An 11,782-nucleotide genomic window follows, 5' to 3' on the forward strand; every position below is an offset into this window, starting at 1 on the left:
CGGGCCGGCCGGGCGGACATCGCTGTTCGGTACCTACCGCGCCCCCCAGCTGATCACCTTGAGGGAGTTCGTCGCCGTGCGGACGCAGGTGGTGATCGGGGGAGCGCCGACCAGCTCCTCGCACTGCGTGACCAACGATGCGGTACCGGCCCGAGCGCCGCTGTCACCCAGTCTCCTGAGGCTCCCGTCGGCGGCGACCGACCAGAGGATCACCTTCAGGTTGCCGTCGGCGGTCCGCACGCCCGTGACCAGGTTGCCGCCCGCGACGCTGATGTCGTGCCCCTGCGTCTCACCGGCCAGGCTTCCGCTGTCCCCACGCCGCCGGACGGTTCCAGCGGCATCCACCTGCCAGGTGATCAGCTTCAGGCTGCCGTCAGCGGCCCGCACCGCGGTCACCAGCTGGCCCGTCCGGTCGAGTGCTGCCCGGACGAGGGTGGCCTTCCCCGCCTGATCCCCGCTGTCGGCCAGCCGGGTGATCGCGCCGTCCCCCACGCTCCAGGAGATCACCTTGAGGTTCCCGGCGCCGTCGCGCACGGCGGTCAGCACGCGATCGTCGGCGACGCGGACCAGGGCCACGTCGCCGGTCTCGCCGGCCTGGGTTCCGCTGTCGGCGAGCCGGGTGAGCGACCCGTCGGCGCCGAGCCGCCAGCCGATGAGCTCGAGCCGGCCGTCACCGGCGCGGCAGGCGGTCACGAAGCGATCGGCTCTCGTCGCGACGACGCGGACCAGGGAGGCCTCGCCGGCGGCGTTCCCGCTGTCGGCCAAGCGGGTGAACGTGCTGCCGGCATCGTCGACGTCCCACGAGATGAGGAGCAGCCGCCCCCCGCCGTCGCGGCAGGCCGTGACGAAGCGAGAACCCGTGGTGCTGCGGGCGATGGCGAGGGAGGTCGCCGCGCCGGCCTGACTCCCGCTGTCCCCGGTGCGGGTGATCCCACCGTCCGCGGCGATGCTCCACCCGATCAGCTTGAGCGTGCCGTCCTGCGCCCGGACGGCGGTCACGACCTGCCTCCGCCGGTGGCGGGCAGCGGCGATCTCCGCGACGAAGCCGGCAGAGCTCGCGCTGTCGCCGCGGCGGCAGAGCACCGGGTAGAGGCGCCGGATGCCGTCGACGTCGTCCTGCGTGAGTCCGCGACGCACGCCGCCGTACGTGGGGAACATGACCGAGCCGGTGACCTGCGAGTGGTCCAGGCCCAGGAGGTGGCCGATCTCGTGCAGGGCGACCGTCTCGAGGTCGAAGGTGCCGGTGTTCCCGGTGAGGCTCCAGGTCTCGGCCTCGTCGAAGTGCATGTCGCCGGCGTTCGCGCCGCCGCAGGGCGGGGGGTAGAAGGCGTGCGCGAGCGTGTTCCCCACGCCGTCGAACGGCGACCCGTCGGCGTGGTCACCCGTGAACCAGCCGATCTCGAAGTGCACGGGCCCGGACGTCCGCTCGACGAACCGGACGCCGCAGAGCGCGGAGGACCACGTGTCGAAGGCTCTGCGGATCGCGGGCTGCTCGTCGGCGCCGCTGATGTCGCCCGTGGCGTTGATGAAGCGGTAGGTCAGGTCTGCGGTGGTGTAGCTGCAGCCCCGGAGGACGAAGTTGGCGACGGCGCCGGACTCCACCCGCTCCACGAGTCCCAGGTCCGGGGTGCCGCAGCGGGGCATCTCGAGCGCCTCCGCCGTCCCGGCGTCGAGCGTCCCGGTGGGCTGGATGCCCATCGCCTGCTGGAACGTCCTGAGCGCATCGGACGTGGGCTCGTCCAGCGTGTCGGGCGTGACGGTCGAGCGCAGGTAGCCGTAGCGGGTCAGGAAGCGCTGGACGTGGCCGATGACCGCATCCTGATCACCGGGTGATGCCGAGCGCAGGTCCAGGTGGAATCGCGGCCGTTGCATGAGGCTCATGTCGGTGCCCTCTCGGGAAGCCCGGCCGAGGCGGCCGGCGCGGATGCTTGCGCCGCGGGGAGCTCTCCGGGGTGGGTTCCTCTCGGTGGGCTCCGGCAGCGCTGAAGCGATGACGCACGCTACGAGGACCGCGTCACGAGCACGTCACCGCTTCGGCCGCTCCCGGCCGTGCCCCCCAGGCGCTCGCTCGTCGCGGCGTGGCCCAGCTGGTGCGCACAGGGTGACTTGCCGGTGACGCGAGTGGTGGTGGACTGCGCCGGTGCGGTGCGCCGCCGGAGTGTGGGGCCGAGCCGACCGGGAGGTGGTCGGCTGATGAGTGACCCACCGGGTTCGGACCAGGGGCCCGCGGACCGGATGCCGGCGTCCGCGGCGGGTGCCACGACGCCCGAGAGGTCTGCCGTGCACCACTTTCCCCTGCCCGAGCTGTCGAGCCGGGCCTGGCGCGAGGAGGCCATGGCCCGCGCCGCCGAGATCCAGACGCTGTCGAACTGGATCAGCGGGCTGCCGAGCAAGGCGGTTCCCGAACCGGCCGACAGCTGCCTCGCCGCGGCGATCAGCTACCACGTGACGGAAGCGCTGGGGGCAGCCGGGAGCAGGTGGCCGCCGAGGAGAGAAGGTGCCCGGCTCGCGAGGGCGGCCGGCAACCTCCACGCGGCGGAGGCCGACCTGCTCCGCCGCGCGCCCGGGACGTACCTCCGTGGCGAACTGCCGAACCTGGACGCGCACGTGCGCCGTCACCTCCCCATCGACGACCCCCGGCGCCTCCGGGTGGAGGACCTGGCGCGCCGAGAGCGGGACAGGGAGCTCGCCACCACCGACGGCGGTGCACGGACGGGTTCGCCGGTGGAGCGGAGCCTCACCCCGCTCGAGAAGGAGGGCCTGATCGCCGCGGTCCGGGTGGCCAGTTCGGCCGCGGCGCGGGAGCAGCAGCGGGTCCGCAGCTTTCGCACGATCGTGCTGTCGGCGACCGTCGTGCTGTTCGTCCTCGCCCTGCTGGTCGGCGTCGTGGGAGCGATCTGGCCCCGGGCCGTGGCCTTGTGCTTCCAGCCCCAGCAGGAGCAGGCCATCGTCTGCCCGACGAACCAGACGTCCCTTCCGGACCCGATCCCGCCGGCCACCGAGCCGGACGTCGACGTGGACGAGGTCATCGCGGAGACCGTCCGACCGGAGGACGTCCCGCTGATCGAGGGCATCGGGATGGTCTCGGCGGGGGTGACCGGGGCGCTCTCCCTTCGGCGCCTGCGGGGCTCGTCGACGCCTTTCGGGGTCCCGGTGGCCCTCACCGTCCTCAAGCTGCCCACCGGCGCGTTGACGGCCTTCCTCGGGCTGCTGTTGATACGGGGCGAGTTCATCCCCGGTTTGACCGCTCTGGACACCACGCCGCAGATCATCGCCTGGGCTGTGGTCTTCGGGGCCAGCCAGCAGCTGTTCACCGGCCTCGTGGACCGGCAGGCGCAGAGCGTCCTGGAATCGGTCGGCGGGAAGACCTACACAGCCACCGGAGGGTCGTGATGCGCGGCGCGGTCGCCGACGGTGGGGGGAGCGCCAGGACCACGAACGCCCCGCCGCTGAGGAGCCGGATCGGCTCGCGGCTCGGGGCCGCGAGCCGATCACCGCTCGTCCGCCCCGTCCTGGCAGGGGTCGTGTTCAGCGTGACCGCGTTGCTGTGGGCCCCTCGGGGTGCCGACGAGCAGCCTCTCCTGCCCTCGGTCCAGTGGTCGGGGCTGCTGCATCCCCTCGTGATCAGCGTGACCGGTGGCCTCGTGACGTTCGCCGTGGCTCGCCGGATCGAGACGCCGCGACGGCAGGGAGACCACGTGCGATGGGGGCGAGGGTTCCTCACCGTCATCACGCTCGTGGCAGCGGCCGCGTGCCTGTCGTGGGGTACCGCCGGGCTGACCGGCCGGCTCGCCACCGGCCAGTGGGCCGGCCTTGCCGCGGGCCTGGTGCTTGCGTCCCTCAGCGCTCACTCGTACTGGCGTCTGCGACGACGTCGGGAGTAGGACTGCCGGGGAACGACGCCCGCGGGACCGGACGATCAGTCGGCTTCGGTGACGGTCACGCCGATGGGGAAGTGGTCGGAGAAGCCGTCCCGGTCGACGGGCTTGCCCATGCCTCCGAACGGCCTCGGACGGCGGTAGGTACCCGTCGTGAACGTGCCCGGGAGCCGGACGACCTCGACGGAGTCGGGGTCCACGCACAGCGGCGCGTTGCTGCGCGCCATGTTCTCGTTGACCAGGAACTGATCGAGCACGTTGGGCTGGTTGTCGAAGTAGAAGGTGCCGTCGGGCTCGCCGGCGGTGGGCCACATGAGGTTCCACAGCCGGGGGGTGTCGGCGGCGACGACCTTCTGGCGCTGGCGCGTGCTCAGCGCGTGGACGACGAGCGAGGCGTCGAACGGCTCGTCGTTGAAGTCACCCATCGCCAGGACCGGGGTGTCGTCGCCGTGCACCTCGCGGGCCCGCTGGTGGAAGTAGGCGAGGGTCTCCCCGGCGATGTGCCGGTATCCGGCCGACTCGAACTGGCCGCCGCTGCGGGAGGGCCAGTGGTTGCCGAAGACCGTCCACGTGCGCCCGGTCCGGGTGCGGAAGTTGACCTGCAGGATGTCTCGCGTGGCGGTGCGCCGCACCACGACGTGGAAGAAGGTCTCCCCGTCCGGCACCTCGAATAGCTCTGGGTCGTAGAGGAAGGCGACGTCGATGCCGCGGGCATCACGGGCATCGGCATGCACCACGGTGTAGGAGCGGGCGGGCACCGACTGGTTGACGGCAGCCACGAGCAGGTCGAGGACGAAGCGGTTCTCCACCTCGCACACGCCGATCAGGTCCGGTGCACCGCCGGCGTTCATCTGCGCGATCACCGATGCGAGCTGCGCGACCTTGCGATCCCGCAGCTGCGGCGTCCAGCCGACGATGTCATCGCCGAGGGCCCGACGGACCTTGTCGCTGCGCCGGTCGGCGGGGGCGTTCTCCTCGTCGAAGAGGTTCTCCACGTTCCACCAGGCGACGTAGTAGGTCGACGACACGATGATCCCTTCCGTGGCGCGGGTCCCCGCGGGTGGGCGGGGGCGCGCTCCTGTCAGCTCAGTGCAGTTCGAAGACCCGGACCTCGAAGGGCCGCAGCGGTACGTCAGCGGATCCGCCGCCCCGGGGCCGGAGGGGTGGGGCGCCCTGCCGCGAACCTCGCTCCGTCCAGGGGACCCGCCACGGCCACGGCAGGACGCAGCTCGGGTGGTCGTCGGGGCCTCCGTTGGCCACGACGACGATCTGCCCGCCCGTGCCGAGCGGGCGCCCCGCGGTGCGGCAGTACGCGAAGACCCGCCGGCCGTCGTCCTGATCGATGGTCGGGTGGAAGTGGAAGAAGTCGACCTCGTTGCGGTGCAGGGCGGGATGGCCGTGCCGCATCCAGATCAGGTCGCTCACCGCGGCCGCCACCTCGCGGTGCCCGACGTGCCGACCCCGGTCCCAGTCCACCGGATCCGACACCTCCTTGCGCGGGACCACAGCCGCCTCGGCCTGGCGACGATCCCGCCGATCCCTCGCCGCGTCCGGCCCACCGGCGACGGTCGTCGGCGCCCTCGCCTGTCCGAGGGCGCCCGCGCATCGTGCCCGCGCGCCCGTCACGGCCGCGTCACGGCACGGAGGTCCGGCAGGCTGCGGTGTGCCGGGCGGACGACGCCTGCGGCCTCCGTCAGCGTTGAGCCGCTCGGGGTGATTCCTCCATTCCGGTGAGTGCATCACGCAGCGTCACCGTGCACGCTGTCGTGCGCAGGCCGATCACGGGACGGCAGGTGCGACTGGGCGCCAGTGCTACTACCGTGCGCTATTCCTCGACGGGCGGTGAGTGTGACCCAGGAGCGGAGTGCTGCCCTGCTCATCCGTGTGTGGCTGGAAGGCGACGATGGCTTCCGCGCGCGGGTGCTGTCGATCGACCCCGCGGCGGACGGGCGCGAACGCACGGTGGCGGTGGCATCGACGCACGGAGAGGTCGTCGATGCCGTGCGTCACTGGCTGGAAGAATTCTCGGGCCGGGGCGCACAACCGGATTGACACCGTCGAGCCGCGGACACGACCCTCTTCCTGCCCTAGCGGTACCCGCATCCGCGGCTGCGGTCGGCCTTGGGGGTGCTCGTCGTGGAGCTAGCAACGGCTGCGCGCGTGTCACTGCTCGACGGGTTCACGCTGCAGGTGGGTGACTGCGTGCAGGGACCTCCGGAGGAACTGCCGCGAGGAGCGCAGCGCCTCGTGGCACACCTGAGCCTCGGTCGTCGTGCCACCAGGACCGCCGTGGCCGGGCACCTGTGGCCGAACGTGCCGGAGAACCACGCCCACGCCAGCCTGCGTTCGGCACTGTGGCGGGTGCACAAGATCGTCCCCGGCCTGATCCAGTCCTCGGGGAACAGCCTCTCCCTCGCGGCCGGCGTCCGGGTCGACGTCCGGGAACTGGCGATGTGGGCGAAGCGGGTGGTCGATCCCCACACCTGCATCGACGAGATCTCGTCGGCCGCGGTGTCGCTGCGGGGTGAGTTGCTGCCCGGCTGGTACGAGGACTGGGTCCTGCTGGAGCGGGAACGGCTGCGTCAGCTGCGCATGCACGCGCTCGAGACGATGGCCGAGCGGCTCGCGGCCGCGGGTCGTTGCGGCGAGGCGATCGAGGTGGCCTACGCCGCGGTCCAGGCGGATCCCCTGCGGGAGAGCGCCCACCGGACCGTCGTCCGCGTACATCTGGCGGAGGGCAACCTCGTGGAGGCGCTCCGCGCGTACGAATCGTTCCGGGACAGGCTCGCCGAGGAGTTGGGCGTCGTCCCCACCCGGCAGATGAGCGATCTCGTGTGCGACCTGCCCGGACACCGGTCCTGCGCGCCGGCCTCGCGGTCGAGGAGCGCAGTCGTGATCAGCCGCGCGGAGGACGTCCGCCTGATGGCCCGACCGTAGGAGCTCGCTCCACCGACCGCGACCGCCGTGACGATCGGGTGACGGCCACGTCGGCACGATCAGCCGACGCCGCTCCAGACCCGGCGCGGCCGCATCCGAGGGGGCGAGCATGCCGCGCAGCTGTGGCACCGTGCAGAACTTCTTCCGCCAGGTCGACTTCTACCCGGAACTGCGTCGCAACCAGGCGATGCTCCAGGGCATGAGTTCGGCCTCGGCCCGGGCGGGGCTGGCCGCCGCCCGGAGGTTCCCGGACCGGATCCCGGTCGTCGTCCACATCCTGCACGCCTCCCCGGACGACGACCTCTCCGACGAGCAGGTCGCCTCCCAGATCGAGGTGCTCAACGAGGACTACTCCGCCACCAACTCCGACGCGGGCAACGTGCCGGCGTCCTTCCAGGACGAGGTCGGCAACCCGGGACTCACGTTCTTCCTCGCGGAGGAGGACCCGGCGGGCAACCCGACGAACGGCATCACGCGACGGCGGACGAGCGTGGGCGCGTTCCCGATCGACGACAGCATGAAGGCCGACGCCACAGGAGGGGTCGACCCGTGGGACACGACGCGGTACCTCAACATCTGGGTGTGCCGGTTGAGCCGTGACGTGCTCGGCTACGCGCAGTTCCCGGGTGGCCCGCCGGACACCGACGGCGTGGTGGTCCACACGCCGGCTTTCGGCCGCAAGGGGAGTGCTCGCCCCCCGTTCCACCTGGGCCGGACGACGACCCACGAGGTGGGCCACTACCTGAACCTGTCCCACATCTGGGGCGAGGCACGGGTGCCGACCTGCACCGACTCCGACTTCGTCGACGACACCCCGAACCAGTGGGGACCGAACTTCGGCAAGCCGACGTTCCCGTCGTCCTCCTGCGGGAACACGCCGAGCGACATGTTCATGAACTACATGGACTATGTCGACGACGACACCATGTGCATGTTCACGGAGCAGCAGGTGATCCGCATGCACGCGGCCCTGGAGTTCTCCCGGTCGGGCCTCGGCAGCGTGCCCGTCCTGCCGCCCCTCGCCATGGCCTGAGGCGTGGTGGAGCACCTCACCGGCCGGGGCTGGATCCGCTCCCAGGAGGAGGAGACCGGCCCCGTCCGGGTCTACCGGCCCGAGGGTCACGACTTCCCGCCGGCCCGCGGCAGGGAGGAACTGCTGTTCCACGAGGACGGCCGGCTCGACTACGTGCACCCCGGCCGCGGGGACCGGCCCTCGGCCGTCACGGGCAGCTGGCGAACGGTTCCCGGGGAGGACGACCGCCTCCTCGCGCACCTTGCCGGGCAGGCGATCGAACTGGACATCACGGAGGCCGCGCCGGATCTGCTGCGCCTGCGATGGCTGCCGACCTGAGGAGGCTGGACGCGTGAAGATGGTGCTCTTCGACCTCGGCGGAACGCTCGAGGAGGGGGATGTCCTCCGCCCGGGGGCGGTCGAGACGCTGCAGGCGATCGCCGACCTCCGGATCGGCGGGCGTCGGGCGGTCCTGCTCGCGTTGCTGTCGGACTTCACGATGTCGGACGACCCGGACGAGGTCCCCGCGATCGAGCGGGAGTACTACGCGATCCTGGACGGGCTCGGGATCCGTTCCTTCTTCGAGCCCGTGGACCGGCGGGTGACGTTGTCCACGCGAGTTGGCGTGCCGAAGCCTGCGCCGGCGATGTTCCGCGCCGCCGTCGCGAAGGCCGAACCGGCCCTCGGGTTCCGCGACGTGCTGTTCGTGACCGAGAACGCCGAGCACGTCCGCGCCGCCCGTCGACTCGGGCTGCACGCGGCGCGGGTGAGCTCGCCGGGCCACCCGGACGGCGACGTGTCGGCCCTGCCCGACCTGCTCCCGCTCGTGGACGAGCTGCTCGGGCCCGACGCCGACCAGGACGCGGGCCCCGCTCCGACCGAGGGATGGGAACGGCTCGGTGCCGAGGTGGGGCTCGCTGGACCCGATGGGGAGCGACTCCACCTGGTCACCCAGAACGGCCGCCTGTTCCAGGCCGACCACCCTGACGTGCCTGTCCTGGAGGACCACGGCCGTCACCTCGTCGTGGACCTCGCTCCTGAGCGGGCAGCGCAGCTCGGTGCGGACGGTGGGGCGTGCTGGGCGCTGCGCCCGTTGCCGGCCGGGGCCGTCGTCCTGAGCGACACCGTCCAGCTGGCGCGGTGGGAGGTACGGGAGCCGGTTCCCCACCTCGCCGGGCTGTCGGCCGACGAGTTCGCGGCCGACCTGGCGACTCTCGCCGGGCACCGCACCCGCCACTCGGCGAGCCAGGAGTTCGACGAGGCGGCGAGCTGGGCGGCACAACGGCTCGCCGCCAGCGGGTGCGCGGTGGCGGTGGAGCCGGTGCCCGAGGGCGGACCAGGGTGCCGCAACGTCGTCGGGGATCGGCGGGGCGTCGGACCCGAGCCGAGAGAGGTCGTCCTGGTCACGGCCCATCTCGACTCCGTCAACCGACGGGGCGCCGGGGCCCCGGCACCGGGCGCCGACGACAACGCCTCGGGGAGCGCCGGTGTGCTGGCGCTCGCGCGCGCGGTGGCCGGGCTCCCACTGGGCCTGGACCTCCGTTTCGTCCTGTTCGGCGGTGAGGAGCAGGGCCTGCTCGGCAGTCGGCGGCACGTGGCGCGGCTCTCCGGACCAGAGCGGGCCCGCGTCCGGGCCGTGGTGAACATGGACATGATCGGGGTGCGCAACGGGGTGGCCCCGGGCGTGCTGCTGGAGGGGGCGGCGGTGTCGGCGGAGGTGATCGACGCGCTCGCCGCAGCCGCGGCCGAGCACACTGGCCTGGCCGTGACGAAGAGCTTCAGCCCGTTCAACAGCGACCACGTGTCCTTCATCGACGCCGGGATCCCGGCCGTGCTCACGATCGAGGCCGGTGACGAGGTCAACACCGCGGTGCACACCGAGGGCGACCGGGTGGAGACGATCGACCACGAGCTCGCGCTCGAGATCCTGCGGATGAACCTCGCCTTCGTGGTAGCGACGACGGGCCTCGAGGAATCGACGCCCATCGGCGCCGTGCCGTCCCCGCACCCGCTCCGGTGATCGGGGAGCCCGAGGATGCTGTGCGGCCTCTGGGGCAGCCGGCCAGGCCGTCCCCGGCCGGGGGTGTCGTCCTGGCGGTTCCCGACGCCGAGGTGGACGATGAGCGCCAGCCCGTCGGCACGGCCAGGGAGGTGAGCCCGGCGATGACGGCACCCGGCACCGACCCGGACGGCCGGCTCGTGGACGACCTCCGCGCCGCGCTGCGAGGGGCGGGCACGCCGACGCCGACGATGGTCGCCGCCGCGGAGGCGGCCTTCGCCTGGCGGACGGTGGATGCCGAACTCGTCGCGCTCACCCACGACTCGGTGGCGGAGGAGCGGGCTCTCGTCCGCGGCACCGTCTCCGGACCGCGCTCACTGGTGTTCGAGGGCGCGCGGCTGTCGGTCGAGCTCGAGCACACCGACGAGGGGCTCATCGGCCAGATCATCCCCGCGGTCGTCGGTGACGTGACTGCACTCGCACCCGACGGCGAGCTCGGACGCGACGAGGTCGACGAGCTCGGCTGCTTCCGCTTCGACGGCCGCTTCGCCGGGCTCGTCCGGCTGCGCTGCCGGACGCAGAACGGGACGGTCGTCACCGACTGGGTCCGGCTCTGAGCAGCAGGGGTCTCCCGGTCGCCTCAGAGTCCCTCCAGCGCGAGGAACGGCGGGTCGTCGCCGTTCGAGGGAACGGCCCGCTCGGCCAGCGCCCTCCAGGCGTGCGGCGCTGACTCCTGCGTCCAGGACATCTCGGCGGCGATGGCGCCGCTCAGGAGGGCTGCGGCGAACGAGGTGCCGTCCCACCGGGCGAACCCCTTGAACTTCTCGAGTCGCCTCTTCCGGGCGGTCAGGTCCACGTCGACCTCGCCGGTGAGGAAGGTGCTCACCAGCTCGGTCCCCGTGGTCAGGATGTCGATCCACGGGGCACCCTGCGGTGTCAGCGCCGCCCGGGTGCCGTTCCGATCGGCCGCCCCGACCGCGACGACGTCGTCCAGCGCCGCCGGCCAGGCCGCCGCGCGTCGGTCCGCCTCGGACTTCAGGTCGCCGTGGTTCCCTGCAGCGGCCACCACCACGGTGTCGGGGTCGAGCCGGTCGATGGCGGTCGCCAGGGCGAGCGGTGGCTGCCCGTCCTCGGTGTAGCAGACCATCGAGAGGTTGAGGACGTCGACGCCGCTGCGCCCGAGCTCGACGATGCGCGTGGCCACGGTCCACGAGTCCGCCTCACCGTCGTCGTCCGACAGGACTCGGCGCACCTGCACGGTGCAGCCCGGCGCCTGCGCGAGCACCAGTCCGCTGACGAACGTGGCGTGCCCGGCCACGGCGTGGAACCTGTCCCGATTGCGGAGGACGTCCTCGGTGCGGCCGGTCCAGCCCCCGGACAGCCAGTCGTGCGCCGCCAGAGACGTGTCGAGGACGCCGACCCGAACACCCTCACCCGGCCCGGCGGCACGCCGCGGCGCGGAGGGGCTCGCCAACTGCGGGCCCGGCCCACCCCCGTGGGAGACCTTTCCGCCGCCGACGACGTTGCCGAGCAGCCGGTTCTTGCCGATGGTCGGCGTCCACCGCTCGTGCTCGGCGGCGAAGTGGGCCCGCAACGCCCACAGGAAGCGATCGAGGTCGGTGGTGAACCGCTTCGGGCCGGACTCGAGCGATCGCCGGGCCGATGCCGCCTCGAGGCCCTTGCCGCGGGAGAGGTCCCCGAGGGCCTTCTCCACGGTGTGCGCTGCCTGCGCCTCTTCGGCCAGCCGCACCTGGGCCAGCCCGAGGGCCCGGCTGCGCGCGCCCTCCTCGAACGCCACGCCGAGCTGGGAGAGCTTGCCGCAGACGCGCTGGACGTGTTCCAGTGCGACGAGGACCTCTGGTCCGTAGAAGGCGTTGCTGCCGCCGGCGATCTCGCGCATGGCCCTCTCCTCGCGGCGCGTTCCTGCCTGGGTCCGGGCAGTGTGGCGGGTGCAGG

The 11,782-nt window shown here is 72.5% G+C and carries 12 protein-coding genes; 8 read left to right on the forward strand and 4 right to left on the reverse strand.

All coding sequences use genetic code 11. The features are described from left to right. Positions 1-33: 33 nt before the first annotated feature. Positions 34-1,881: a matrixin family metalloprotease gene (locus ACI797_RS11680; protein WP_456858767.1), complete on the reverse strand. Its 1,848-nt coding sequence runs from the start codon at positions 1,879-1,881 to the stop codon at positions 34-36. A gap of 399 nt (positions 1,882-2,280) precedes the next feature. Between ACI797_RS11680 and ACI797_RS11685 the strand changes: the two genes are divergently transcribed. Together ACI797_RS11685 and ACI797_RS11690 are read left to right on the forward strand one after the other, a co-directional pair. Further along, positions 2,281-3,393 carry a hypothetical protein gene (locus ACI797_RS11685; RefSeq protein WP_456858768.1) on the forward strand — a complete coding sequence of 371 codons (1,113 nt, stop codon included), beginning with the start codon at positions 2,281-2,283 and terminating at the stop codon, positions 3,391-3,393. Between the two features lie 131 nt (positions 3,394-3,524). Next, positions 3,525-3,884: a hypothetical protein gene (locus ACI797_RS11690; protein WP_456858769.1), complete on the forward strand. Its 360-nt coding sequence runs from the start codon at positions 3,525-3,527 to the stop codon at positions 3,882-3,884. A gap of 35 nt (positions 3,885-3,919) precedes the next feature. Here ACI797_RS11690 and ACI797_RS11695 read toward each other — a convergent pair whose 3' ends face one another. Together ACI797_RS11695 and ACI797_RS11700 are read right to left on the reverse strand one after the other, a co-directional pair. Then, positions 3,920-4,906: an endonuclease/exonuclease/phosphatase family protein gene (locus ACI797_RS11695; RefSeq protein ID WP_456858770.1), complete on the reverse strand. Its 987-nt coding sequence runs from the start codon at positions 4,904-4,906 to the stop codon at positions 3,920-3,922. Positions 4,907-4,964: 58 nt separating this feature from the next. Next, positions 4,965-5,354 carry a hypothetical protein gene (locus ACI797_RS11700; protein WP_456858771.1) on the reverse strand — a complete coding sequence of 130 codons (390 nt, stop codon included), beginning with the start codon at positions 5,352-5,354 and terminating at the stop codon, positions 4,965-4,967. A 372-nt stretch (positions 5,355-5,726) separates the two neighbouring features. On the opposite strand from ACI797_RS11700, the gene ACI797_RS11705 reads away from it, so the two are divergent. From ACI797_RS11705 to ACI797_RS11730, 6 genes are all read left to right on the forward strand, one after another. Further along, a complete protein-coding gene (locus ACI797_RS11705; RefSeq protein WP_456858772.1) occupies positions 5,727-5,930 on the forward strand; it encodes a hypothetical protein in 204 nt (67 codons plus the stop codon). 195 nt (positions 5,931-6,125) lie between these two features. Further along, positions 6,126-6,815 carry an AfsR/SARP family transcriptional regulator gene (locus tag ACI797_RS11710; RefSeq protein WP_456858773.1) on the forward strand — a complete coding sequence of 230 codons (690 nt, stop codon included), beginning with the start codon at positions 6,126-6,128 and terminating at the stop codon, positions 6,813-6,815. Between the two features lie 109 nt (positions 6,816-6,924). After that, positions 6,925-7,848, forward strand: coding sequence for a zinc metalloprotease (locus ACI797_RS11715; protein WP_456858774.1), 924 nt, complete (start codon positions 6,925-6,927; stop codon positions 7,846-7,848). Between the two features lie 3 nt (positions 7,849-7,851). Next, positions 7,852-8,166, forward strand: a complete 315-nt coding sequence (locus ACI797_RS11720; protein ID WP_456858775.1) for a hypothetical protein — start codon at positions 7,852-7,854, stop codon at positions 8,164-8,166. 19 nt (positions 8,167-8,185) lie between these two features. Then, the gene (locus tag ACI797_RS11725) at positions 8,186-9,847 is read left to right on the forward strand and encodes a M20/M25/M40 family metallo-hydrolase (protein ID WP_456858868.1); all 1,662 of its coding nucleotides are present in this window, start codon (positions 8,186-8,188) and stop codon (positions 9,845-9,847) included. 143 nt (positions 9,848-9,990) lie between these two features. Beyond that, entirely contained in the window at positions 9,991-10,443 is a 453-nt protein-coding gene (locus tag ACI797_RS11730; RefSeq protein ID WP_456858776.1) for a hypothetical protein, read from the forward strand. 23 nt (positions 10,444-10,466) lie between these two features. On the opposite strand, the gene ACI797_RS11735 is transcribed toward ACI797_RS11730, so the two are convergent. Continuing rightward, complete coding sequence (locus ACI797_RS11735) at positions 10,467-11,726, reverse strand: S8 family peptidase (protein WP_456858778.1); 1,260 nt, start codon at positions 11,724-11,726, stop codon at positions 10,467-10,469. Positions 11,727-11,782: the final 56 nt, after the last annotated feature.

This window comes from Geodermatophilus sp. SYSU D00691 (genome assembly GCF_054050275.1).